The sequence below is a fragment of the Neobacillus sp. 204 genome, from assembly GCF_046562815.1.
Taxonomy (GTDB): Bacteria; Bacillota; Bacilli; order Bacillales; family Cytobacillaceae; genus Neobacillus.
This window is the reverse complement of record NZ_JBJORY010000003.1, coordinates 181,711-207,927: the sequence shown is the minus strand read 5'-3', so window position 1 is coordinate 207,927 and position 26,217 is coordinate 181,711. Positions and strand designations below refer to the sequence as shown.

At 40.3% G+C, this 26,217-nt stretch carries 23 protein-coding genes; 18 read left to right on the top strand and 5 right to left on the bottom strand.

The window, feature by feature from the left end; translation table 11 throughout:
- Positions 1–63 precede the first annotated feature (63 nt).
- The 9 genes from ACJ004_RS08200 to ACJ004_RS08160 all read left to right on the top strand — a co-directional run bounded on the left by ACJ004_RS08200 (position 64) and on the right by ACJ004_RS08160 (position 13,644).
- Positions 64–1,809 (top strand): sigma 54-interacting transcriptional regulator, encoded by a 1,746-nt coding sequence (locus ACJ004_RS08200; RefSeq protein ID WP_410892405.1) that lies wholly within the window; start codon positions 64–66, stop codon positions 1,807–1,809.
- Positions 1,810–1,985: 176 nt separating this feature from the next.
- On the top strand, positions 1,986–3,521 hold the full coding sequence (locus tag ACJ004_RS08195) for an acyl-CoA synthetase (protein ID WP_410892403.1): 1,536 nt from the start codon (positions 1,986–1,988) through the stop codon (positions 3,519–3,521).
- A gap of 152 nt (positions 3,522–3,673) precedes the next feature.
- Positions 3,674–4,819, top strand: coding sequence for an acyl-CoA dehydrogenase family protein (locus ACJ004_RS08190; protein ID WP_410892401.1), 1,146 nt, complete (start codon positions 3,674–3,676; stop codon positions 4,817–4,819).
- A gap of 14 nt (positions 4,820–4,833) precedes the next feature.
- Positions 4,834–5,994 (top strand): thiolase family protein, encoded by a 1,161-nt coding sequence (locus ACJ004_RS08185; protein ID WP_410892399.1) that lies wholly within the window; start codon positions 4,834–4,836, stop codon positions 5,992–5,994.
- A gap of 142 nt (positions 5,995–6,136) precedes the next feature.
- Positions 6,137–7,711, top strand: coding sequence for a fatty acid--CoA ligase (locus ACJ004_RS08180; protein ID WP_410892397.1), 1,575 nt, complete (start codon positions 6,137–6,139; stop codon positions 7,709–7,711).
- Positions 7,712–7,724: 13 nt separating this feature from the next.
- Positions 7,725–8,819, top strand: a complete 1,095-nt coding sequence (locus tag ACJ004_RS08175; protein WP_410892395.1) for a CaiB/BaiF CoA transferase family protein — start codon at positions 7,725–7,727, stop codon at positions 8,817–8,819.
- A 140-nt stretch (positions 8,820–8,959) separates the two neighbouring features.
- Complete coding sequence (gene recQ, locus ACJ004_RS08170) at positions 8,960–11,089, top strand: DNA helicase RecQ (protein ID WP_410892649.1); 2,130 nt, start codon at positions 8,960–8,962, stop codon at positions 11,087–11,089.
- A 182-nt stretch (positions 11,090–11,271) separates the two neighbouring features.
- Complete coding sequence (locus ACJ004_RS08165; protein WP_410892648.1) at positions 11,272–12,003, top strand: ABC transporter ATP-binding protein; 732 nt, start codon at positions 11,272–11,274, stop codon at positions 12,001–12,003.
- 3 nt (positions 12,004–12,006) lie between these two features.
- Positions 12,007–13,644 carry a hypothetical protein gene (locus ACJ004_RS08160; protein ID WP_410892393.1) on the top strand — a complete coding sequence of 546 codons (1,638 nt, stop codon included), beginning with the start codon at positions 12,007–12,009 and terminating at the stop codon, positions 13,642–13,644.
- A gap of 125 nt (positions 13,645–13,769) precedes the next feature.
- Here ACJ004_RS08160 and ACJ004_RS08155 read toward each other — a convergent pair whose 3' ends face one another.
- Complete coding sequence (locus tag ACJ004_RS08155; protein ID WP_410892392.1) at positions 13,770–14,570, bottom strand: formate/nitrite transporter family protein; 801 nt, start codon at positions 14,568–14,570, stop codon at positions 13,770–13,772.
- Between the two features lie 384 nt (positions 14,571–14,954).
- Here ACJ004_RS08155 and yfkAB point away from each other — a divergent pair, with 384 nt between their 5' ends.
- Both yfkAB and ACJ004_RS08145 read left to right on the top strand, forming a co-directional pair.
- A complete protein-coding gene (gene yfkAB, locus ACJ004_RS08150) occupies positions 14,955–16,076 on the top strand; it encodes a radical SAM/CxCxxxxC motif protein YfkAB (RefSeq protein WP_410892390.1) in 1,122 nt (373 codons plus the stop codon).
- Between the two features lie 130 nt (positions 16,077–16,206).
- Complete coding sequence (locus ACJ004_RS08145) at positions 16,207–17,121, top strand: ketopantoate reductase family protein (protein ID WP_410892388.1); 915 nt, start codon at positions 16,207–16,209, stop codon at positions 17,119–17,121.
- Positions 17,122–17,222: 101 nt separating this feature from the next.
- Here the strand turns inward: ACJ004_RS08145 and ACJ004_RS08140 are convergent, their stop codons facing one another.
- Entirely contained in the window at positions 17,223–18,437 is a 1,215-nt protein-coding gene (locus tag ACJ004_RS08140) for an MFS transporter (RefSeq protein ID WP_410892386.1), read from the bottom strand.
- A 180-nt stretch (positions 18,438–18,617) separates the two neighbouring features.
- Between ACJ004_RS08140 and ACJ004_RS08135 the strand changes: the two genes are divergently transcribed.
- The 6 genes from ACJ004_RS08135 (at position 18,618) to ACJ004_RS08110 (ending at position 23,559) form a co-directional block, all read left to right on the top strand.
- Positions 18,618–18,848 (top strand): hypothetical protein, encoded by a 231-nt coding sequence (locus ACJ004_RS08135; protein WP_410892384.1) that lies wholly within the window; start codon positions 18,618–18,620, stop codon positions 18,846–18,848.
- A gap of 249 nt (positions 18,849–19,097) precedes the next feature.
- The gene (locus ACJ004_RS08130; protein ID WP_410892382.1) at positions 19,098–19,436 is read left to right on the top strand and encodes a YrdB family protein; all 339 of its coding nucleotides are present in this window, start codon (positions 19,098–19,100) and stop codon (positions 19,434–19,436) included.
- A 114-nt stretch (positions 19,437–19,550) separates the two neighbouring features.
- On the top strand, positions 19,551–20,279 hold the full coding sequence (locus ACJ004_RS08125; RefSeq protein ID WP_410892647.1) for a threonine/serine exporter family protein: 729 nt from the start codon (positions 19,551–19,553) through the stop codon (positions 20,277–20,279).
- Positions 20,280–20,297: 18 nt separating this feature from the next.
- Positions 20,298–20,744: a threonine/serine exporter family protein gene (locus tag ACJ004_RS08120; protein ID WP_410892381.1), complete on the top strand. Its 447-nt coding sequence runs from the start codon at positions 20,298–20,300 to the stop codon at positions 20,742–20,744.
- 183 nt (positions 20,745–20,927) lie between these two features.
- Positions 20,928–21,677 (top strand): C39 family peptidase, encoded by a 750-nt coding sequence (locus tag ACJ004_RS08115; RefSeq protein WP_410892379.1) that lies wholly within the window; start codon positions 20,928–20,930, stop codon positions 21,675–21,677.
- Between the two features lie 853 nt (positions 21,678–22,530).
- Positions 22,531–23,559: a potassium channel family protein gene (locus tag ACJ004_RS08110; protein ID WP_410892378.1), complete on the top strand. Its 1,029-nt coding sequence runs from the start codon at positions 22,531–22,533 to the stop codon at positions 23,557–23,559.
- A 70-nt stretch (positions 23,560–23,629) separates the two neighbouring features.
- Here ACJ004_RS08110 and ACJ004_RS08105 read toward each other — a convergent pair whose 3' ends face one another.
- From ACJ004_RS08105 to ACJ004_RS08095, 3 genes are read right to left on the bottom strand one after another with little or no spacing between them, the layout of a single operon-like run.
- A complete protein-coding gene (locus tag ACJ004_RS08105; RefSeq protein WP_410892376.1) occupies positions 23,630–24,016 on the bottom strand; it encodes a DUF350 domain-containing protein in 387 nt (128 codons plus the stop codon).
- Positions 24,013–25,248 carry a glutathionylspermidine synthase family protein gene (locus ACJ004_RS08100; protein WP_410892374.1) on the bottom strand — a complete coding sequence of 412 codons (1,236 nt, stop codon included), beginning with the start codon at positions 25,246–25,248 and terminating at the stop codon, positions 24,013–24,015. The genes ACJ004_RS08105 and ACJ004_RS08100 overlap by 4 nt, the downstream gene beginning before the upstream one ends.
- Positions 25,249–25,250: 2 nt before the next feature.
- Positions 25,251–25,562, bottom strand: coding sequence for a hypothetical protein (locus ACJ004_RS08095; protein ID WP_410892373.1), 312 nt, complete (start codon positions 25,560–25,562; stop codon positions 25,251–25,253).
- Positions 25,563–25,657: 95 nt separating this feature from the next.
- Between ACJ004_RS08095 and ACJ004_RS08090 the strand changes: the two genes are divergently transcribed.
- On the top strand, positions 25,658–26,107 hold the full coding sequence (locus tag ACJ004_RS08090) for a hypothetical protein (RefSeq protein ID WP_410892371.1): 450 nt from the start codon (positions 25,658–25,660) through the stop codon (positions 26,105–26,107).
- Positions 26,108–26,217: the final 110 nt, after the last annotated feature.

Sequence of the window (26,217 nt, the reverse complement as noted above, 5' to 3'; positions counted from 1 at the left end):
AAATATTCAAAAATATCCCTCACTTTTGTTACAATAAAGATACGTAGAAAGGGGGGGGACTAAATGATTGATTTTAACCAGTTGCTTACACCAGTTGACTGCATCGTCACAGAGGATACGACACTAACCGAAGCGATCAGTCTGATGAATAGGAAGAAGTGGAACCTACTGCCGGTTACTGACACGAGCAGAAAACTCGTTGGCGTTTTTACGCGAAGCGGCTTATTTCAAATGGTTATGGAAGGGATGCCCCTAACCACCCCTATCAAAAAATATATTAAAGAACAAGTGGAGACGCTGTCGATTGATACTCCTTATGAAAAGATTGAAATGATTGTGAAAAACAGTCAAGTGGGTACCGGTGTGGTTATCGATAACCAGGACCATGTTGTGGGAATTCTTACGAAAACAGATATGGTCATGTCCCTGTTGCAAACTTCACAAGAATTAAAAACAGTAAAAACATTAAAAAGAACATTAGAAACTGCTTTAGACCATGCTTATGACGGAATTGTCATGACAGACGAAAAGAAAAACATCCAGATGGTCAGTCCTCCTCTACTCGAATTATTTAATCTTCAGCGAGAATCCGTTCTTTTCAAACCAGTTGCCAAAGTATTGCCAACATTACTTTTAGACAATGTTTATCATTCAGAAACAGCCGAGGTTAGCGGCTTTCTAGAGATTAATGGCATTAAATATATTGTCCACCGAATTCCTATCTTAGAGGATGGAAAAGTCATCGGAGCCATTGGAAAGATAGTGTTCAGGCAATTAAACGAGGTCAGTGAGTTATTTAAAAAGCTGCAAAAAGCGGAGAGTAAAGCGAGTTTTTACCATCAGCAATTTCAAAAGTCAGAGTCTGCTAGGTTTACTTGGGAGCACCTATTAACCGTTGATCCATATATGGAAAAATTGAAGAAAAGTGCTGCTAAAGCGGCAAAAGGCAGGTCAACCATTCTTATTCGCGGAGAGAGCGGGACTGGTAAAGAGCTATTTGCCCAAGCGATTCATAATAGCAGTGCAAGAAGCGTAGGGAAATTTATCGTGGTAAATTGTGCGGCGATTCCAGAGGATCTGTTAGAATCAGAGTTTTTTGGTTATGACGAAGGGGCCTTTACGGGTGCGAGGCAAAAAGGCAAGCTTGGCAAGTTTGATTTGGCTAATGGCGGAACCCTTTTCCTCGATGAGGTAGGAGATATGTCCCTCTCATTACAAGCCAAATTGCTGCGCGTGCTTCAAGAAAGAGAGTTTTACAGGGTTGGTGGAACGATAAGAATTCAAGTGGATGTTAGAATCATTGCAGCCACTAATCGTAATCTTGAAGAAATGGTCAAAGCGGGATTGTTTAGAGAGGATTTATATTATCGTCTCAATGTCATTTCATTATATGTCCCACCACTCCGCGATCGTCTCTATGATACAGACCATTTGATTGGCAGTTTTATGATTGAATTGAATCAAATATTAGGAACCACCATTACGGGAATTGATAACAGGGCAAGAGACGTAATGCTAAGCTATTCTTGGCCTGGAAATGTCCGGGAACTGCGTAATGTCATGGAACGGGCGATGACTTTTGCTGAAAATGGAAAAATTAGATTTGAGGATCTTCCCGATTATCTAGTGAAGCAGGTTTCCGTTAAAGAGCCTTCCCTCAATGTAACACTGGTCGAAAACGCTGAACTCGAAGCAATTAAAAAGGCACTCGTCCAAGTGCAAGGGAATAAGGTTAAAGCAGCAAGATTACTAGGAATCAGTCGTTCTGGTTTATATGAAAAAATAAAAAAATACAAACTGCCAACATAGGAGAAGAGTGTCCAGGAATTGGACACTATATTGTCCTCTATGTTTGGATGAAAAACATATTGTCACTCTATGCTGAAGCTTTCAAGGGGCTATTGGACTACTTAAGGATTTCCTGTATATTGGCATAAATATTGCATAGAAACTAAAGAAGTCTTTTATTTGAGGAGGATTCTTTAATGAATATCGGAAGCCTTTTAGCGCAAAATGCCCGAAAGTTCCCTGAATTATTAGCCATTGAATGTGAAGGACGAAGCTATACGTATCGTCAATTCAATAAAGAGGTTAATAAACTCGCAAACGGCTTGTTAAAACAGGGTGTGAATAAAGGTGACAAACTAGCATTGATGATGAAGAATTCGGATTACTTTGTGTTGACCTTCTTTGCTGCTGCTAAAATTGGTGCAGTTGCCGTACCAGTTAACTTCCGCCTTACTGCTTCAGAGGTTCACTATATTTTAGACCAATCCGATACGTCCTTGGTTGTGTGTGATAAGGAGTTCGAATCAATCATTGCTGCTGCAAAACAAGGCACAGATGTCCGGTTGGTGATTACTGTAGGGGAACCAGAAACAACTGGATACTATTCCTATGAAAGTACTCTTACCGATAACGAAAATGAGCCGGATGTGGAGGTTTCCGAGCAGGATGATTTAGAAATCCTTTACACTTCGGGGACCACAGGGCGTCCAAAGGGTGCTCTGTTTGATCATAGTCAAATTTTTAAAGTGGGCATCGCCGTCGTTATTAATATGGGGATTAGGCAGCATGAACGAATTCTCCATCTTGCACCGCTCTTCCATTCAGCCCAATTAAACCTATTCCTTATTTCGGGTGTAGCACTTGGTGCCACACATATAATCCATCGCGATTTTCATCCAGTAAAAACACTCCAAGCGATTCAAGAACATAAAATCACCCACCTTTTTGCCGTACCAGCCATGTATAACTTTCTTCTCCAGGTTCCTAATGCAGCAGAATTTGATTTATCTTCCATTAAGAGAGTCGGCTATGGGGCAGCGCCAATGGCACCGGAACTGGTCAAAAAAACGACTCAGCTCTTTAAAACAGATCAGTTTTATAATCTCTGCGGTTTGACTGAAGCGGGTCCAGGTGGAATTCTCCTTGATCCTGAAGGGCACAGACTCCATCTCGGTAAAGGGGGGAAACCTATTTTTTTAACTGAAACAAGGGTTGTCAATGAAGAAGCCAATGATGTATTACCTGGAGTCATTGGTGAATTTATCGTTCGCAGTGACATGGTGATGAAGGAGTATTATAAAAAACCGGAGGAAACGAAGAGCACCTTGAAAAATGGCTGGCTCTATACTGGTGACTTAGCGACGATTGATGAGGAAGGGTATATTACGCTAGTGGATCGTAAAAAAGACATGATTATCTCAGGGGGAGAAAATGTATATTCCGTAGAAGTGGAGTCTGTACTTTTCGAACATCCGAATGTACTCGACGCTGCCATTATTGGTTTGCCAGATGAGGTCTGGGGAGAAGCGGTCTGTGCCATTATTGTACCGAGGGAAGGGTTTGTGATTGATGAGCAGGAAGTAAGAAACTTCTGCCGTCAAAAATTAGCAGGCTATAAGGTTCCAAGGCGGATTTTTATCGAAGAGCAGTTGCCGAGGAATGCTTCTGGGAAAGTACTAAAATATCAATTACGTGAGAAGATGAGGGTAGTAAACATCGAGAAAAATCTTTGATTATGGATTATATTCCTAATGATTGCATAAAAACATTTGAGATTTGTAAAAAAATACTCTGAATTTGTAAAAATAAAGATTGATTTTGTAAGAAAACCTTCAACAAAAATCAATTATGTAAGCGTTGCCATATAGAAAGAGAGGTTTTTTGTATGAAACACCCATACCTAAATGAAGAACATGAAATATTTCGCAAGGCATTGAGAAAGTTTTTGGATAAAGAAGCATATCCCTTTTATGAGCAGTGGGAGGAAGACCGTATGATTCCACGCTCTTTCTGGAAGAAGATGGGCGAGCAGGGGTTTCTTTGCCCAGATATCGATGAAAAGTATGGCGGCAGTGAGGTCGATTGGGGATTCGCTGTGGTCATTAATGAAGAGCTGGAACGAGTCGGCTCAGGTTTAGTGGGGATTGGCCTTCACAATGATATTGTAATTCCATACATCACCTCTTATGGGACAGAAGAACAGAAGCAGCGCTGGTTACCGAAATGTGTGACAGGTGAAATCATTACCGCTATTGCCATGACGGAACCCGGCACAGGCTCGGACCTGGCCAACATCAAAACAACAGCTAAGCTCGAGGGTGACCACTATATTGTTAATGGTCAAAAAACGTTCATTACCAATGGGATTCAATCTGACCTTATTTTAGTCGCCGTCAAAACGGACATAAATGCCGTCCCGAAGCATAAAGGGGTCAGCCTGCTGGTTATTGAGCGTGATGCACCGGGATTTTCAAGGGGAAGAAAGCTAAACAAAGTTGGACTCCATTCTCAGGATACTGCGGAATTGATCTTTGAAGATTGCCGTGTCCCGAAGGAGAACCTGATCGGTGAGGAAGGCAAGGGCTTTCTTTATTTAATGGAAAAACTCCAGCAGGAACGGCTTCTCGTCGCGATTGGGGCGCAAACGGCATCGGAAGTAATGCTGAAAATGACAATGGACTATGTAAAAAGCAGGGAAGCGTTCGGAAGGCCAGTCAGCCAGTTCCAAAACACCCAGTTTAAAATTGTAGAAATGGCTACAGAAATTGAAATGGGCAGAGCATTTTTGGATCAGTTAATTGCTGAGCATATCGAAGGGAAAAACGTAGTTACTAAGGTCTCGATGGCAAAGTGGAAACTAACGGATATTGCTAAAAGGGTTGCTGCAGAATGTATGCAGCTCCATGGCGGTTATGGATATATGGAAGAATACGAGATTGCAAGACGCTTCCGTGATATTCCAGTTTCCAGCATTTACGCCGGCACCAACGAAATAATGAAAACAATCATTGCCAAAAATCTAGGGTTATAGAGAGGAAGATAAATATGCGTGAAGTCGTAATTGTGGAAGGTGTACGTACACCAGTCGGAAGAAGAAATGGCGTGCTAAAAGATATCCGTCCGGATGATTTATCAGCACTAACCTTAAAGGAACTAGTCAATCGTGCAGGGATCGACCCGGCGCTTGTGGACGATGTAATTTGGGGGTGTGTGACACAAGCGGGCGAGCAAGCAGGCGATATTGCCAGAGTTGCAGCGTTAATTGCGGGCTTTCCAATCGAAGTCCCGGGAACAACCATTGATCGTCAATGCGGCTCAAGCCAGCAAGCCGTGCATTTCGCTGCGCAAGCAATCTTGGCTGGTGATATGGACGTGGTGATTGCTGGGGGTGTGGAAAGTATGTCCCGTGTTCCGATGGGTTCCAACTACAAAGGTGTTGAGGATCCATTTAGTCCTAATCTAAGGTCGAAGTATGAAATGATTCATCAGGGGCTATCAGCCGAGCGGATTGCTGAAAACTATGGGTTTACCCGCGAGGTGCTTGATCAATTCTCCCTCGAAAGCCATCAAAAGGCACTAAAGGCACAGGAAGAGGGTTATTTTTCAAGGGAGATTTTTCCGATCGAGGTAAAACTCCCGGACGGCACTATGGCCGTCATCAAGGATGATTCTGGTCCGAGAAAAGGAACATCCCTAGAAGCCTTGGCTGGTCTTCGCACTTCATTTAAAGAAGATGGGGTTATTCATGCCGGAAACTCCAGCCAAATAAGTGATGGATCAGCTGCCTTATTACTCATGTCTCGTGAGAAAGCAGAAGAGCTTGGTTTAAAACCGCGCTTCCGTGTTCACACACGCGTAGTGGTTGGTTCAGATCCTACTTTGATGCTGACAGGACCGATTCCTGCTACACAAAAGGCACTAGCAAAAGCAGGTTTATCTATCCATGATATTGATGTGTTTGAAGTCAATGAAGCCTTCGCCCCTGTTACACTTGCCTGGCTAAAAGTGACGGGTGCGGATCCGGCGAAACTAAATCCAAATGGCGGAGCAATTGCCCTCGGCCATCCGCTTGGCGGCAGTGGTGCGCGTCTAATGGTGACGTTGATGCATGAGTTGGAGCGAACTGGCGGACGCTACGGTTTGCAAACGATGTGCGAGGGTCATGGTATGGCTAATGCGACCATTATTGAGCGTTTGAATGACTAGCATGATAGCTTCGCAAATAAGAGACTAAGTTTCGCAAATAAAACATTCAGTTTCGCAAATAAAACATTCAGTTTCGCAAATAAACTAGGGAAATTCGCAAATAAACTCGCTTTTTTCGCAAACAAATTTTGGAGGCGATTCAATGACGACGACAATCGGGAAAATTTTTGATTTGACGGTGAAAAAGTATCCGAATAAACAAGCCATTTACGATGTCAGGAAAAATGTTCGCTACACCTATAAGGAATGGAGCGAGCAGGTGAATCGACTTGCGAACGCCCTTTTAAAAGAAGGAGTGCAAAAAGGCGACCGTGTGTCCACCTTTATGTTTAATACCGAAGAGTTAGGGACAGCGTTCTTCGCCTGTGCGAAAATCGGTGCCATCTTTAATCCAATTAATTTCCGCTTAATGTCAGAAGAAGTTGCATATATTCTTTCGGATGCCACTACAAAGGTTGTTCTTTTTGAAAAGGCTTTAGAACCTGTCATATCAGTAATTGCAAGTCGCTTTGAGAAAACTTCCTTTTGGTTTATTGATGAAGGTACACCAGCGTATGCGGCTAGTTACCAGGAAAAACTGGCTGCCTCATCAACGGAGGATGTTCAGGCCGATGTGAAGGAAACCGATCTTTATGCATTTATCTATACCAGCGGGACAACGGGAAGGCCGAAAGGAGTGATGCACACCCACCGCAATATGGTAGACCAGAGTGTGTTCTGTATTGCTTCATGCAAACTCAACGCGGAAGATGTGGGTCTCGTCACTGCACCTATGTTCCATTGTGCCGAACTTCATTGCGCGTTCCTGCCAAGGATTCATGCTGGGGCAAGCAATGTTATATTGCATCAATTTAACCCAAAAGCGATCCTCCAATTAATTGAACAAGAAAAAATCACGAAATTATTTGCGGCACCAACCATGTGGAACATGCTCCTTCAAGAGGATTTAAGCAAGTATAATCTATCAAGTTTAAAACTGGGTTTATATGGTGCGGCTCCAATGGCGCCATCACTCGTCCATGCACTCCATAACAACCTTGGAATCTCCTTAATTCAGGCCTATGGCATGACCGAAATGGGGCCGGCTATTACCTTCCTATCAGAGACGGACCAATTGAGGAAAGCAGGTTCTGCCGGGCAAGCGGCCCTAAGCCATGATATTCGGGTGGTTCGCACGAGAGAAGACGGTCCATCAGATCCTGATGATGTTGTACCGGCTGGTGAAACGGGTGAGATTATTGTGCAAGGGCCATGTATGATGGTGGGTTATTTCAACCGGGAAGAAGCGACGGAAAAGGCATTGTATAAGGGATGGTACCATTCAGGTGACATTGGTTATCTTGATGACGAGTGGTACCTTTATGTCAATGATCGTGTCGATGACATGATTATTAGCGGCGGCGAAAATATCTACCCAAGGGAAGTGGAGGATGTTTTACATGCCCACGCTGGTATCCTAGATGTGGCAATTGTGGGCCAGCCTGATGACCGCTGGGGTGAGACTGTTACGGCGTTTATTGTCAAAAAAGATCCAAATGTCACGGAGGCGGAGCTGGATGAATACTGCAAAAACAGCGACCAGCTCGCTAATTACAAACGTCCGCGAAAGTATGTATTCTGTGAGGTATTGCCGCGAAATGCCAGTGGAAAGATTATGAAATTTGTTTTAAGAAAACAACTCGAAGAGCTCTTTACTCCAGGCTCTACTAATTCGTAAAAGGGGTCAACCTATGTTAAATGGTCTTAAAATCATCGATTTCACGAACTATTTACCAGGCCCCTACGCAACATTACGTCTAGCGGAACTAGGAGCCGAGATCATTAAAGTGGAGCCGCCGGAAGGGGATCCTGCCCGTCATACGGGACTTTCCAAACAGGGGAACGGCCTCGTTTTTCTTGCTAACAACCGTCAGAAAAAAAGCATCATCCTTAATTTAAAGGAGAAAGAAGGGTACGACAATGCCCTTAAATTAATTGCTAATGCTGATGTCGTCCTTGAAAGCTTTAGACCAGGAGTCATGGAGAAACTTGGGTTAGGATATGAGGCGGTTCAAAAGGTAAAGCCAGATATTGTCTACTGCTCCATATCCGGCTATGGACAGAAGGGATTGTTAAGTAAACTGGGCAATCATGACCTCAATTATATGGCGTTAAGCGGAGTTTTGGCCCAGTTCAAGGAAAAGGAAGGTAAACCTGTCCATCCATCCATCACTGTGGCCGATTATTTAGGCGGTTTCGCTGCTAATGAACGGATTTTAGCTGGTCTCGTTTCGAGAGCCTTAACAGGGAAAGGAAGCTATCATTCTATCTCCATAACCGACCAACTGGTGTCATTATTAGGGAACCATGTCATGGTGGAAAAAGAAACCGGGGCAGGAAATGGGATCAATGTACTTAACGGAAGCATCGTTTCATACGCTTTATATGAAACAAGCGACGGTAGGTTTATGAGTATTGGCGCGCTCGAGCCAAAGTTTTGGACTAATTTCTGCCGGGCTCAAGGTCGGGAAGAATGGATTCAAGGACATTTTTCAACAACGGATGAATCTAATCCTGTTTTTCAGGAGCTTACTGCACTTTTTAAAAGTATAACCTTTTATGAGTGGATTGCATTCTCCCAAAAAGTAGATTGCTGTTTGGCCCCTGTTCTGGAGATTGGGGAATTAAACAATAACCCATACTTTCGGGAAAAAGAGCTCATCTTTCCTTCTTCCTGGGGAGACTATCAGGTGAAAATGCACAGTGACCTAGAGCAGGAATCAATTGCTCCTCCGCCTCAAAAGAACGAGCATAAAGATGAAATATTGAATAATATTTTGATATAAATGAAAAAATTGGACTGCCGAGGATCAATTGGCGGTTCTTTCCTTTTTTATAGAATAAATGCTTTTTGAAAATCTAATTTCTAGCAGTATAATAGAGTAAGATCTTAAGATTTTTTAGTATATGGAAGGAGGAAAAAATGTTGTTTGAAAAAGCATTGCCCTTACTAGAATCCCATTTCGGTTATAGTTTCTTCCGTACCGGCCAAGAGCAGGCGATTCGCTCCGTTTTATCCGGCAAAAACACAATCACTGTCATGCCAACGGGTGGTGGAAAATCGATTTGTTTTCAAATTCCTGCTCTTGTCTTACCGGGTACCACGATAGTTATTTCCCCACTAATTTCTTTAATGAAGGACCAGGTAGATGCCCTCATTCAAGTCGGTATTCCCGCTACATTTATCAATAGTTCGTTAAGTTATGGAGAAGCAAATAGGCGGATGCAAGAAGTCAGTCAAGGAAAGTACAAGCTATTATACCTTGCACCGGAACGGTTGGAATCACAAGACTTTCTTGAAGACCTCTACAGCATGGACATCCCATTAGTAGCAGTAGACGAGGCCCACTGTATCTCCCAATGGGGACATGATTTTCGGCCAAGCTATCGCCATATTCAAGAATTGATTCATAGACTTCCGCAAAGACCAATTGTATTAGCCCTAACTGCTACAGCCACACCAAAGGTTCGAGAGGATATTTGCGATTTATTAGGTATCGATGGAGAGAATACGATAATTACCGGATTTGAGCGGGAAAATCTATCCTTTACGGTCATCAAGGGTCAGGATCGGGACAAGTTTATCAAAGACTATCTAAAACAGAATGATAAAGAAGCAGGCATTATATATGCGGCAACCCGGAAGAATGTCGACCAACTCTATGAAAAACTGTTAAAAGCGAACATAAAAGCTGCCCGTTATCATGCCGGGATGGGGGATGTGGAGCGTAACCGCGAGCAGGAACGATTCTTAGAAGATAATGCGACGGTGATGGTGGCGACCTCTGCTTTCGGGATGGGGATAGACAAATCCAATATCCGATATGTGATTCACTACCAGCAGCCGAAAAATATGGAGAGCTATTATCAGGAAGCAGGTCGTGCGGGCAGGGATGGTCTGAAGAGTGAATGTATTCTTCTTCATTCCTCACAAGATGTGCAAATTCAACGTTTTTTGATTGATCAATCCAGTGATCGGAGCCGAATGACACAAGAGTTAGAAAAGCTCCAGCAAATGGTCGATTACTGCCATACAGAAAACTGTCTTCAGGAATTTATTTTAAAATATTTTGGCGAAACGGAGACAGAGTCTTGCGGCAGATGCGGCAACTGCTTGGATACTAGGACAAGCATTGATGTAACGAAGGAAGCACAAATGGTGATGTCCTGTGTCATTCGGATGGGGCAGCGCTTTGGGAAAACGATTACGGCCCAAGTGTTAACAGGGTCGAAAAATAAAAAGGTAACAGAAATGGGTTTTGACAGACTGCCAACCTATGGAATTATGAAGGATAGAAGTTCAAAGGATGTCAGTGACTTTATTGAATTTTTGATATCACAGGAGTTAATTGCGATTGAACAAGGCCAATTTCCAACCCTGTACGTTTCACCAAAAGGAAAAGATATTCTTTTAGGGAAGCAGCAAGTCCATCGCCGTGAAACTGTTCAGGTGAAACAGGTTGCCAAGGATGACCCATTATTTGAGGTATTAAGAGAGGTTCGGAAGCAGATTGCTGAAACTGAAAAAGTACCGCCGTTTGTTATTTTTTCTGATGCTTCCCTAAAGGATATGTGTGCAAAGCTGCCAAAAACGACGGAAGAATTTTTACTGGTGAGCGGAGTAGGGGAACTAAAGCTTAAAAAATATGGCCTTGAATTTATCCAAGCGATCCGTACTTTTTGTGAAAAGAATGCAGACTACCAAAGCGAGTTGGTACCTGTTGAGAAAGCTCCAAAGAAAACTGCCAAAAAAACAGGTATAACCGATTCACATTTGGAGACGTTAAAATTACATCAAAGTAATCTTTCTATAAATGAAATTGCCGAGCAGCGGGATTTAGCGGTCAGCACGATCGAAACCCACTTGCTTCAATGTGCGCAACAAGGCTCAGAAGTGGATTTTTCTAAACATATTCCGGCTGAATATATGCCGCTTTTAGAAAAGGCCTTGGCAGAGGCTGGCCGTCGTCTAAAACCGATCAAGGAACTGCTTCCAGAGGAAGTAAGCTATTTTATGATAAAAGCCTATGTTTATTTTATAAGTAAAAAGAAGTAGGATAGGCAAAAAGAGAAGGTACACTTTAGGTGAAATACACTTAAAGTGTACCTTTTATCTTAGAAAAATATGTATATTATGCTACTATTAAACTACCAAATGTAATAGAGGTGATTCGCATCGAACTCAATCGAAAGCAAGATGTTGTTTTGTCAATTACGGATTTAGAAAAACATTATGGAATGAAAAACGTTCTTAAAGGGATTAATTTAACCGTCTATCGAGGACAAATTATTGGCTATATTGGGCCAAATGGTGCGGGGAAAAGTACAACTATAAAAATTCTGCTTGGCCTCGAAGGGGACTATAAAGGGAAGGTAGAAATTTTTGGTGAAGAAGTGACGGAGAAGAACAGTGATTATAAAAGAAAGATTGGTTATATTCCGGAAATTGCTGAACTCTATGATAATCTTACAGCGATGGAGTATTTAACTTTTGTCGGTGAATTATATGGAATGGACTTACAAGCTGCCGATGAAAAAGCACAAAAATTGATGAAGGTTTTTGGACTCGAAGAGGTGTACCACTCAAGAATTGCTTCCTACTCAAAAGGAATGCGACAAAAGGTACTGATCATTTCAAGTCTATTACATAATCCAGATTTATTATTTTTAGATGAGCCATTAAGCGGGCTTGACGCCAATAGTGTCATGGTCTTTAAAGAAATTTTAGCGATTCTCGCTGCCCAAGGAAAAACGATCTTTTACTCGTCTCATATCATGGATGTGGTTGAGAAAATTAGTAACCGGATTATCCTCATCAATGATGGGAAAATTGTAGCCGATGGCAGCTTCAATGAGTTGAAGGAGCAAAATAAGGAAGGGACACTCGAACAGATTTTTAATCAACTGACTGGCTTTAATCAATATAAGGGTTTGGCCGAAGAATTTGTGTCCATCGTTCAAGAGGTTTAAGCAATGAAAAACTTTCAAACGCTTAAATTCATAGACCTGTTCCGAAAACTTTTTGAAAGTTTTGGGATCAATTATCCAGTGATGAGAAAAATACTGACAGTTAAATTAACGATGGACGGGAGGAGAACACCGACCATCTTTAATCAACAAGGGAAGAAAAAGAAGAAACCTGAGGAAAATGGCTTTATCAAGTCGTTAGGTATGTACGTGATATTAAGTGTCATGCTCATTCCTTTAGTGATATTTGGCGAGAACTATCTTTATCAGATGAGTATTTTTTTTGGAATCGTCATGTTTCTTGTGATGACATCGATGATCTCTGACTTTTCCAATGTGCTGCTAGATGTCAGGGATAAAGGAATCCTCCTAACAAAACCTGTTGAAAAAAAGACGCTCAATGCTGCAAAGGCAATCCATATTTGTATTTATTTGTTTTTTCTAACAGGCGCGCTTACCATTGCACCTGTAGTGATTGGAACATTTAGGCATGGGGTTTTATTCTTACTCCTATCGATAATGGGGCTAATTTTGGTCAATTTTTTTATTGTCGTTTTAACGGCTATCATCTATTACTTCATATTGCGATTCTTTGATGGGGAAAAACTTAAGGATATCATTAATTACGTCCAAATTGGCTTATCCGTTTCGATTGCCGTAGGATACCAGGTTCTAGGAAGAGCCTTTAGTATTGTCGATATGAATATTTCGTTTTCACCTAGTTGGTGGCAATTCTTCATCCCGCCTATCTGGTTCGGAGCGCCATTTGAGTTAATTCTACAACATCATTATGATTCTTATCTAATCGTATTTTCAGTGTTTGCACTAATCATACCGATTATATCCATAGTTATATATAGCCGAATGATGCCAGCATTTGAACGAAACCTGCAAAAATTAGCCAATAATAGCGGAGGGAGTAATCGGAAAGAGCAAAAATGGAAAAGTTGGCTTGTCCGTATTATTTGCCGAAATAATGAGGAGAGGGTATTTTTCCGCTTCGCTAATAACATGATGAGAAATGAAAGGGAATTTCGTTTAAAGGTGTATCCCTCATTAGGGTTGGCACTTGTTCTTCCGTTTGTTTTTTTGTTTAATCAAATCCAAGTGAATTCCTATGCGCATCTGGTCGCTAGCAAATCTTTTTTAGTTATTTACAGTTGTAGTTTAATGATTCCAAATGCGATTGCGATGCTGAAATACTCCGGTAAATACAAAGGTGCTTGGATTTATAAAACGGCACCAATCCAGAGCCTAGCACCACTTTATAGTGCAGCGATTAAGGTGTTTATTGTCAATCTTTTTCTTCCTGTTTATTTCATTTTAAGCGTGTTTTTTCTAAGCATATTTGGATTGAAAATTATAGAAGATCTTTTAGTCGTCTTCATTACCGCTGTTTTATATACGGTCATATGCTCGAATGATCTGAAAGGAACATTGCCATTTTCTGAATCATTTGAGGACTCCCGGCAGAGTGGAGGAGCGAAAATAATCCTTGCGTTCCTTTTGATGGCCGTTTTTGCCGGCATCCATTTTGCAGCTACTTTCATTCCGTTTGGTGTTACGATATATCTAATCCTAATGGTAGTCAGCACCAGTTTTGCTTGGAGATGGGCTTATAAGAAGTGGTGGAATTTTTCGTAGGGATAATTATTTGTATTTTTAGAATATTCTTAATCGTTGTCGATAACCCACTGATATTGTTGATATTTCCCCGGGAATTTGTCGATATCCCGCTTACTTTAAAAAGAACAGGGCAGCGATAAAGCTTAGCTGCCCTGTTCTTTATCATATTCATCTAAAAATGGCTTATTAGCATAATAGTACATCATTGCCATGAAGACAGCACCGCCAATCAGATTCCCAATCGTGACTGGCACGAGATTGTGAATCACTCCACCCCATGAAATCGTCCCAGGATGGTTTAAAACTAAGGCAATAGCAAACGTACACATATTGGCGATACTATGTTCATAACCGGAAATAAAGAAACAAAAGACAAACAGCATCATTGCAAACATTTTTGGGCCATCGCCTTTTAACCCCATCGGAAGAAAAAAGGCCATGCAGACAAGCCAATTACATAAGATCGCTCGAAAAAACAACATAGTGGTAGGATAGTGCATTTTACCTTCGGCTACATGAAGCAAGAATCCGTTCACTGACGCAGAGTTATAAAGACCCGTAGTGAAAATAATAAAGGCAAAGACTCCAGCACCAAGAATATTTCCTGCATAGCTGCAAACCAATAGTTTTAATACATCTATCCAGGTCATTTTATTGCGAATGGCGGCATACGTGTAATAAAATGTATCTCCTGTAAACAAGTCTCCACCGCCATAAGCAATTAAAATAATCGCAGCCCCAAAGGTGAGCGCCGCCATTGGATAGGCGAAAGGGGAGTCCACTAAATAAAAGAAATTCCCTGTTTTGAAGGCAACAATGACTCCAAATCCAATAAACATACTCGCAAGCATTGCTCGCATAATATATCGGAGGGCGCTTTGCCGAAATATTTTTATCTTTTTTAGGGCTAATTTTTCAGCTTCATGGAGCATCTGCATTTCCATATTGGCATTCCACCATTCACGATTAAATATTATCCGTTTATTCTTTATCCAAAAGAGGATGATTATGTATTAGCAGGTAAATTTTTCATCAAGACTATTTTTGCATAGATTGTTGTTTTTCGTATAAGTTCATCAACCCGTATAACTATATGCTTTGTGGCATCTTTTCGTAAGAACATTTGCGGAAAATTCCTAAAAACTTAGTAAATGACCCTTATAAAGCTCCAAAAGCAACAAAGTTTACGAAAAGAGCCTTCATCAAACAAGCTTAGAATAATTATATTTTTTAATACATAAACATTTGTAATGGTTTAAAATAGCAAATACATCCGGAAATCAGCTATAATAGAGAGGTTTTTTGAAGACTGATTTTAAGGAGATATTATGTCGACATTGAAAAAAATTACCCCTTCATATGATCCATGGGAAGCCTATTTAGATATCGCGCAATATGGAAAGCCTCAGCTCACCAATATTGAATTCACCACAACCACCCTTTGTAATATGCGCTGTGAGCATTGTGCTGTAGGCTATACACTCCAGACAAAGGACCCACAGGCACTTCCTCTTGAACTTCTCATTCAAAGGTTAGAGGAAATCCCGGCACTTCGTTCACTCAGCATTACCGGGGGAGAACCGATGCTTTCTTTATCCTCTGTAAAAAACTATGTTGTACCAATTTTAAAATATGCCCACGAACGTGGAGTTCGGACACAGATTAATTCCAATTTGACCCTTGAGCTCAATCGTTATGAATTAATCGCCCCATATTTAGATGTTTTACATATTTCACATAACTGGGGGACAGTCGATGACTTTGTCGAGGGCGGATTTGCCCGAATGGAACGGAAGCCAGATTATGAACAACGGGAACAATATTTTTTAAGAATGATAGAAAATAGCAGAGAGTTGGTAAAAGCAGGGGTGATGGTTTCAGCAGAAACGATGCTTAACAAGCGCACACTTCCACATCTAGACAAAATCCATCGTCAAATTGTCGATGAAATGCTTTGTCAGCGTCATGAAATTCATCCTATGTACCCAAGTGACTTTGCTAGCAATCTTGAAACCTTATCCCTTCATGAAATTCGGGAAGCGATTCATCACTTACTGGATATTCGAGACGAAAAAGTGTGGATGCTGTTTGGCACGCTCCCATTTTATGCGTGCAGCAGTGAAGAAGAGGATCTAGCTCTGTTACAACGTTTGTATCGGAGTAAAAACGTCACTGTCAGGAACGATCCAGACGGCCGTTCGCGACTCAATGTCAATATTTTTAATGGAGATATTATTGTAACTGACTTCGGTGATACACCTCCACTAGGAAATATTCAAACTACCAGTCTATTAAATGCATTTAATACCTGGCAGTCGTCATCCATTGCAAAGGAATTAAGTTGTCATTGCCCAGCTGTAAAATGTCTTGGTCCAAATATATTAGTAAAGAATAGTTATTATCAAGGGGTAGACTTCACCAAACAAGATAATAAAATAATAAGAAACTAAAGGAAAAACCGTAAAGCAATTTGCCTTTACGGTTGTTTTTTATAAAAAATAAATCTAGTAATAGTAATTTAATTCCATCTATTATTGCCTTATACTAAATTTGTAGATATTTAATTTTGGAGGGATTTTCATGAGGATATTAGTGGTTGGTGCTGGGGCAGTAGGTGGATATTTTGGTGGAAGGTTGCTAGAAAAAGGCGAAGATGTAACTTTTTTGGTTCGAGCAGAAAGAAAAAAGCAGTTAGACAAAATCGGACTTGTAATTGAGAGTATTCATGGTAATGTAACACTTCAACCTAATACGATCTTAGCTGGTCAATTAGCGGATCCTTTTGATGTCATCCTATTATCGACAAAAGCCTACCATTTGGAAGGGGCAATAGATAGTTTTCGTCAATATGTAGGCGAAGAAACACTCATTCTTCCATTGTTAAATGGTATGTTGCATTTTGATAAATTGACAGCGGTGTTCGGAGCTGAAAAAATCATAGGCGGTTTATGTTTTATTGAATCAACATTGGACCGTGATGGACACGTTATTCAGTCCAGTCAAGCACAGAGGCTATTGTTTGGTGAACGATCTGGAGAAAAATCCGAGCGGATATTAAAATTGGAAGGTGCTTTTTCTGGTACAAAAGCAGACATCTTGTTAAGTGATAATATTTACCAAGAGCTATGGCATAAATATTTATTTATTGCAACTATGTCGGGGATTACGACATTATTGAGAGCCCCAATTGGGCCGATTCGCGATGAGGAAAGTGGAAGAGATGCCATTTCCGAACTGTTAAGAGAGATAGTATCAGTGATGAAATGTATTAATGCACCAATTGCAGATGAAATTGAAACCATTCAAATGAGACAAATCGATAAATTAGGTTATCAAATGAAATCCTCCATGCAAAGAGATATGGAAAAGAACCTTTCAGTTGAAGCCGATCATTTGCATGGCTATTTACTAGAAATTGCTCGTAAAGAAGGGATTGCAGTCCCTGTATTAGAAACCATCTATGCTAATTTAAAAGTTTACGAACGAATGATATAAGATAAGAAGGCCCAATCAAAAATCGAAGGGCCTTTTACTTTTTTGTCATGAGTATTTATCAAAAAGCAGCGTAAAACCCCTAGCTTTAGATATGGGGATACTCATACCGTATGTTTAACCAGATTGGGATGACGATGCATGGAAACATACAAGATAATCCCACTTAGTATTAATAATGCACTGGTGCAGATAAACACAGCAGAGAATCCAAAGTAGCCAGAGATAAATCCACCCAACATTGGACCGATAATATTTCCTAGAAACCTTAAACTCGTATTGTAGCCGAGTACTTCACCTTGCATTGTTAAGGGTGCTTCCTGACGAATGTAAGCAACACGGACTGGAATAATCCCGCCAATCGTGACACCAAGGACAAAACGGATGATGACAAGTTGCCAAAAATTCGAAACCGCCGCACCGGGCAGGTAGACAATTCCTGCTAAGAAAAGAAGAATAATAAGGATTTTAATATAGCCGTACTTATCGGCAATTTTCCCCCAATTTCGTGACATCAATAAATTACCTAGTCCTGCTGCAGAAAACGCAATCCCTGAATAAAAGGCAATATTCGTTGGTCCATGCAAGTCACTAACGAATAAAGATAAAATGGGCTGGATACTGAAATGGGCGACTTGGACTAGGGAAGAAATCAGTAAGACGGTTAATAAAACCGGATTGCGGATAATATGGTTAGCAACCTCTCTACTTGAATAGTGACTCTTTGTTCCTTTTACAGCTTCAATCATAAATTCCTTTGTGATGATGACGAGCAGGGCAGAGATGATAATGGATATGGATGTCCATTTAAAGGTAGTGGAGTAGCCTAGCGAATCTGCAAGGATCCCACCCAGCATGGGTCCTAATAAAGATCCTGTAATACTGCCTGTTTGCAATGTTCCAAGCACGCGTCCCGCAATCTCCTTTGGTGTTTGTGTAGAGATAAAGGCTTGTGACATTGGTATAAAACCCGAAAAGAAGCCCATACAAAACCGGAGGAGCAATAACTGCCAAACGGAATGGACATAGCCCATGAGAAAAATAGAAAAGCCCATCCCTAATCCTGATATAATGAGGATTTTTTTTCTTCCATAGCGATCGCCGATTCTCCCCCATATCGGGGAAAATAGGAAGGCAGAAACAAATGTGATGCCAAATGTGATTCCAGACCAATGCTGGACATATTTTTCCGAAAACTCACCAAACGTCTCAATGTACAAGGAAATAAACGGCATAACCATCGTCATGCTGCCGGCAACAAAAAAGTTCGCAAACCACATGATCATTAAATTCCGTTTTGCACTTTCCTGCTGTTTCATTTTAAATAACACTTCTTTCTGATATTTATTTCGGTTATCTAAATATTATCATACCGAAATTTCTGATAATTAAAAAGGGATAACTTTATATTTAAAATTGGGCTATACATTTACTTTTATTCTAGCGTGATAACTACAAATTAAGGTTTGAGGAACAATAGGAGTAAAGGAGGGATAATAATGGAACACTATGAAGCATTTTTGCGAAGTAAAAATTGGATTGATAACGATTTGGATTCGAGGTACATAAATGTTAATCATCCCTATGCCATTCTACTTTCGGAGGACGAAGGGCAAATTACCTTAAGAGGAAACACTGGAATTGATAATGGTCAGAACGGTGAGGAGATTTTTACTTTTACCTCATTAAAAGAGCTGCAGGAGTGGTTTGAAAACAATATAGGGGAGTAACGTTTCTTTGAGCTAGGGGGAAGAGCCCTGGCTTTTTGCTTTTTGTTGGGCATTTCGGAAATTGTAAAATTATCTAAATTATATATTGACAATGGGAGAAGGCGGTTAAATCTTTTGTGAATACACCAGCAGCGTATTGAATATAAACTTAGGATGAGAGGCTTGACGTGAAGAATAAAGTCAGCTTTTTGAGCATGGTCTCGTAATGAGTGTCTAAGCGGCCGATTCCTAAAAAAGGAGGTAGTTTTAATGGAAGCTTTAAAACTAATCAATCTTGGATTAAGGTTTATTTTAGAAATCTTGGTACTACTAATCATAGGGTATTGGGGATTTCTAGTGTCGCAGGGAACACTCTTAAAGTTCCTTGTTGGAATCGGCCTGCCACTTCTAATAGCGGTAATCTGGGGGATGTTCGGGGCTCCAAAAGCAAGATATTTGTTAAGCGGATTCCCATTTCTCCTTTTAGAAATTGTCTTTTTTGGGTTACCTTTCATAGTATTACTAATTTTAGAAAAACGAACTCTGGCCTTTATATATGGATTAGTCGCAGTCGTCAATCTCGTTTTAATAAAAATATGGGAAAAATAAGTAAACGTAGGTCAATTTTGATTAAACTTGAATTTTAATTTAAACTAAGTAACAAATGTTGAATTGTGTGTGGTGGAATAATTGGAAAAACAAGTAGAACAAACATATGAAATTATGGAAGTCTGTTTGCTGGCGGGGAAAATCATGCTCCAAAGCGGGGGCGAGACCTATCGTGTTGAAGATACAATGATGCGGATAGCAGCGGCCTTTGGGATAGAACATACGCATAGTTATGTAACTCCTACGGGAATCATATTTTCAGCAGAAGGCACAGAACCAACCAAGACCAAGCTTATTCGAATCTCGGAGCGATCAACCGACTTGAAAAAGGTCTCGATGGTCAATAGCATTTCAAGAAGAATTAGTAGTGGTGAAATCAATCTGATAGAAGCCTGGGAGCTTCTTAAGGAAATTGATTCCTTAAATGTAACATTTCCATTTAGGATCCAAGTGGCCGCTGCCACTTTATCAAGCGGTTGTTTTATGATTATGTTTGAGGGCGGCTGGAATGATTTTATTCCCGCGATGATTTCAGGAGGAATGGGTTACCTTAGCTTTGTCTATTTTCATCGTTTCGTCCCCATTAAGTTCTTCTCGGAATTTTTAGCATCGTTTGTGATTGGCTTGCTTTCTTTTTTGTTTGTCCAACTGGGAGTCGGTCATCAATTAGATAAAATCATTATCGGCTCCGTGATGACGTTAGTTCCAGGGCTATTAGTGACCAATGCAATCAGAGATTTAATGGCGGGTCATTTAGTCTCGGGGCTATCTAAGGGAGCTGAGGCATTTCTGACGGCTTTCGCGATTGGAGCAGGGATTGCCGTCGTATTATCTTTTTTGTGAAGGTGAGGTGTGTTATCCATGACTGTTCTTGCTCAGGCATTAACAAGTTTTATTGCAACAGGCGCCTTTGGAATACTTTTTAACGCGCCGAAAGAAACCTTAGTGAAGTGCGGTCTGATTGGAATGGGCGGGTGGTTAATTTATTTTTTTCTAGAAGACTTCTCAAATAACGCCATTTTAGCAACCTTAGCTGCGACTATTTTTATAGCTGTTCTCAGTCAGGAATTAGCCAAGTTTTATAAAACGCCAGTGATTATTTTTAGTGTAGCCGGAATTATTCCCCTCGTTCCAGGAGGCCTAGCCTATGATGCAATGAGGAATTTTGTTGAAAATGATTATTATTCAGCGATTACATTAGCAGCCAAAGTTTTTATGCTCGCGGGGTCGATTGCCTTCGGTTTAGTTTTTTCTGAGGTAATCAATCAGATCACTAAAAAAATTAAACAACAAATGATGCGAACCTGACCTCAATCCCTTTTAGTTAAAACACTAAAGGGGATTTTTTTTAAGGTAAAATTAAGATTCAAAGGGTATTATTAACTGGAAAATGTTTTCCTTTATTGCGTTCAGCTATTTTAGTAAGGTAATATAGTAGTATATTACTAGAATTATTAGCAAAGTCTAATACAAGGAATGGTAAATTACTAGATGAAAAAATTTTTAGTCGCAATTATCGTTTTATTCATAATATTTATCAGTGCTAAAACCATTTATGCGGTAAAGTTTGACCGTAAAGCAACTGCACAAGTCACTGAAGCTGCCCCATTAATAACACGGACATTGGCACTAATTTCAAAAGAGGCACCGAAATTGCCTGATAGTATCAAGCTGGATGTCCCGTTAATTAATCAAATGGACGCACCAAGACTCTACAACGGCTGTGAAATAACCAGTCTGGCAATGATACTTAATTATCACGGAGTAAAAGTGACAAAAAACGAGTTAGCCAAACAGGTTAAAACCGTCCCGTTAACTTATAGTAACGGGCAAAAAGGAAATCCTAATGCTGGGTTTGTCGGCGATATGGCGAATGGACCAGGTTTAGGAGTATATAATGGTCCCGTATTTGAAGTTGCACAAAAATACGTGGGTGATCGTGCGGTTAATTTAACCAATCATTCATTTGATGACGTATTAGAAGAAGTAGGTCAAGGGCTTCCGGTCTGGATTATCACGACATCGAGCTTTGCACCTGTCTCTGTTTTTCAAACGTGGAATACTCCGCAGGGAAAAATCGATATTACCTTTAGTGAACATAGTGTTGTGATCACTGGGTATGATGCAAATTATATCTATATTAACAATCCTTATGGGGAAAAAAATCAGAAATTAAATCGAGCAAGTTTTATTAAAGCCTGGGAGCAAATGGGGAAACAAGCGATTGTTATCAAAAAATAAGAACGAAAAGGGTCTGATGCGAAATCAGGCCTTTTTTTTAAAGATTATTAAAAAAATTGGTCTTAAAATGGGCGAAGGCAGAGGAATGAATATCCTTCTGCCTTCTTTGCTTTATTCTTTAAAGAATCATATCGTAACTTGTGATTGAACATTGGACAGAGATTACTGTCTAGCTCCAGCACCCAGCGGCTAGTGTACTTCGCTCTCCGCCCTACGATAAGTCAACATCGAATCGCTATCGCTCTTCGTGTTTCCTTTATCTCGGTTGGAGCGCTCCAGTCCATACGCCGCTAAACGGGCGCTTCCGCTTTTCTAATCGCAAGGTAAAAATTTATATTATAATCATTGTTAATAAAAACAAGTTTGCCGCGGTTATTCTTCCACCTGAGGGTTTTATACCTAAACGATGTAAGCCCTACCTCTCTTACATCCTAACGGCTCCGAAGCCGATCCAGTGTGAATAAGTTTTTATTTTAAAACATAAGCAGAATGCCAGAAAAAATTCCTACAATGCGTTATCTAATGAATTACAAGTTACTTAAATGTGAAGCACAAATATTAATAATACAGGACTAGTGCCTATTTGTCAATAAAAGTAATAAAACTATTTTATTTAAAGGAATAACCAAAGATAGAGAAGAAATATATTTCTATAAGGCTCTTTTCGTAACCTTTGTTGCTATTGGAGCTTTATAAGGGTCATTACTAAGTTTCTAGGCAATTTTCGCAAATGTTCTTACGAAAAGATGCCACGAGGCTTATAGTTACACGGGTTATACGAAATACAACAATCTATGCGAAAATAGCCTTCTATAAACAATTAGAATCGGAGTGAAGGAAAGGAGGTAGATCAATGCTGCTTTTTCGAAGGTTGTTTCTTACCGCGGCTAAGTATCGGTATTGGACGGTATTGTTATTTACGACTGTTTATATTTTTATAAATGCCGTGGTGATGAGACTCCTAGAACCGAAAACATTTGAAAATACCTTCCATGCTGTTTGGTGGATTCTAACTACGATGACTACAGTCGGTTACGGTGATGTATATCCAACCACACAACTAGGGAGAATTTGGGCGATGGTCATCATCTATACAGCGGGTATTGGACTTTTTGGGACAGTAATTGGGATGATTGTTGATGCCGTGTCACGATACAAACGGATGAAGGAGGAAGGTAGAATGACGTTTAAAGGAGAAAATCATTATGTCGTGATTGGCTGGACTGTAAAAAGTAGAAACACCATCAAAGAGCTGTTTATCGGAGACGAAAGAATAGAAATCGTGTTAATAGATGAATTAGCGACATCACCCTATGAACATGAGCGGTTTTTATATATCCAGGGGAGTCCGACCGATGAAGAAGTATTGAAAAGAGCAAAAATTGAAAGATCAAGAGCGGTTTTACTATTTGCCCCTGATGGAATTGACAATCCCGATTTAGCGGATGGAAAAACACTTTTAACCGCCTCTTCCATCGAGCGTTATGATGAAGGAACGGAAAAAAATATTTATACCATTGCAGAAATTCTAAATGAAAAGCATGTCGGCAATTTCAAACATGTCAAAATTGATGAATTTATTCTTTCCCATGAATCGGTGTCCAACTTAATGGCAAAGTCAGCGCAGACCAAAGGTGCCAGCCATTTGTTTACTCAATTATTAAGCCGTAAAGATGGGGACGAGGGTAGTGATTTATGGGAAGTTGAAATAAGGTCCGAATGGAAGACTTATGGAGACGCTTACGAATACCTCAAGCAAAAAGGAGCCCAGCTCATTGCTGACCGGAGTGACTTAAATATATTGAAAAAATGGAGTGAGCCTATCCCTAAAGAGGCACGTTTATTGGTGATTTGTGACAAGAATACATATCAAACCTTATAAAAAAACTGCACCCTTCATTGTTAGATTGTGTCCAACAATGAAGGGTGCAGTTCATTAAGATGCATTTTTTTTAATAAGTTAAACATCCAGCAATTACAATCCCAATGGAAACCGACAGTAGCATAAGGAAAAGGCCCACTGCTTGGTTATCCTCTTCAATACTTTGACTGACATTAAATCGTGGTGTCAACCATTCAGCTAGGTAAAACACGACAATCTGGGCTACAATTCCGATGGCCCCCCATAAGGCCATATCAGTCAGAGAAATCGAATTAGCAGCCGTGGAATACAAGACAATCGCAAGTCCAAGAAGTCTACCGCCTAGGACATAGCTCGCTGCCTTATTTCCTTTTGCCATTAAGGAAAACTCCTTAACCTTTGTGGTTATTTCCATAAGAAATAGTCCTACAAATAAAAGACCAAGTGAAACGACCAAATATAATAAGAAATTCGTCATTTACATTCCCCCTGTTTGTGAATTCCTACTGGTAAAAAGTAAGATTCATTTCCTGTAATTTTTTCGCCAGCGCGAATGCCGATACAACTTGCTTTACCAGCAATAAGAAAAGCCCCGAATACTAATGAAAGCTCCTCGTTTCCCTTTTCTGTTTCCAATGAAACTGTAGGTAGAGGCACATATTGTTGAAAGACTGAAAATTCCTCTTTATAGGTTTGAAAGGAATTTTGAGCAGTAACATGGGTGAATTGATCCCAAATCGTTACGGTGTCTCCTTCTCTGCCGAAAGCTGGTTTTTGAACATAAGAGCTCTGCCCGGTAAATTCCTCTGCTTCCAGGTAGGTGGGAAGCATATATTTCTTAATCCATTCCTGCTCTTCTTTTGAAAAATAGACGCCCTGTTCTGCTAGCCCCCATATTAAGCATTGGATTGACTTTGGCTGCAGTAAAAAGGCAGAGACAGGATTCAATATCGAGAGTTTCCCTGTTTGTACCAGCTGTAATAAATCGATTCCAACCGATTCTCCTGTTAAGGGATCCCGATCATAAATCAGGTGTTCAAGAGGATAGGTTTGACGGTACAATACATCAATCGGAAAATCCTCATCATCAACAAGAATGCCGTCTATCATTCGAAGTGCGGATAATGGTACAGTTCTATTGTTAACCTGGCATAACTTGCTTAAATATTGGATAGTATTCCAGTCCTCAATATGATCAGAGTGAGCTGTGAACACAACGTTAGATTCCCGTTTTCCTTTCGATGCTTCAATTACTGCACGTGTGATTCCGGAAGAAAGTAGTCGTTCCCCGCTTTCATTTGGATCCAGGTAACCAAACTCCTTGCAAACCTGGCCGTTAATCTGAAAACATTCCACAATAAAAGTCGGTGTATCACTGTTGAACTCCAGCAACTTGAATCCATCTTCTGTTAACACAAAATCAAACCGACCGATAACCGTTTCAGGATAGAGAGTTTTCAATCTCAGAAATGGAAGACTCTCCGATGGATACCCCAATTCAAGCAGTTGTACATCTGAAAGACTTCGTAACAGCTGGGCTGCTTTGAAGAAAACAGTGCCCATTCGTTCTGTGGCTTCATGTAAAAGCTTGACGCTTTGTTCGGCTATAGAAAAAACGTGATAAAGGCTGTATTCGCTATTGTATAAATCAGACCAAAAGCTTGGAAATTGTGAATAAAACCTTTTCCGCTTTGACGAATAATGTGACATATTTAACCTCCAAATCCACCCTTAGAGCCACTTCCGAATCCGCTTTTAAAGCTTGATGAGGATTTGTATGACTTATAAGCCGAGGATTTCAAGAGTGATGATTTATTGCGATAATAACTTCCCCCATAAAAATAATGACCATAATGAGACGAGTGGGTATCATCACATTGCCAGACCCCTTGTTCATCGTCCCAGTCCCAGTCTCGGCAGCTGCTGTTGTCTGGTTTAGGTGGGCGATCGTTTGAACAGCCAGAAAGGGTGCCGGCTAGGAGGGAAGTGATGACACCAGTCACTAACCATTGGGTTTTCTTCAATGTTTCACGCTCCTTATTTAATTGATAATTTAATTATAAAAGTAAATCTAAGGAAAACAATGGTAAAATGAAAAGAAAAGAAAGAGGGATGAAATTTGAGGCTGGAATATCGAATGGATGAGGAATTTCAAAAGTTCCCTGCCCTTTGGAGTTATCAAAACTTAACGGTTAGTGAGGCTGTAGCTAGAATGTCGTGTGAGTACTTCGTGAAAGAAGGCGAAACGTATGTGGTAACAGCCACAGCCATCGATCCTGATGGAACCACTGTCCTCTACGTAAAAAAGGAAAATTCCTACACGGATGTAACGGAGATAAATTATTCACATATAGGTATTGAAGTAAGAGAACTTCAAAGAAACGGGTCTGTTCTGGTTGAGCAAAAGGAAGTATGGAATCATGAAGAAGTACTGTCTGTTCTTCACTCCGATATTATTTACATTCAAAGAGAGGGAAGATGGTTAGAATTCACGCTTGATTCCAGGGAGATAGACGAAGACCGAAAATGTTATATTTATTACGGGAGTTTTACAGGAGAAACTCGATAGGACATACGATGTGGTTTTTTCTAAGTTCTAATTTGGTTTAGTATGGGAGAATTTTAAAATTTTTTGCGAGTTTTAAAGGAAAAAGGCGATTATTGTCGTATCTTTAGGAA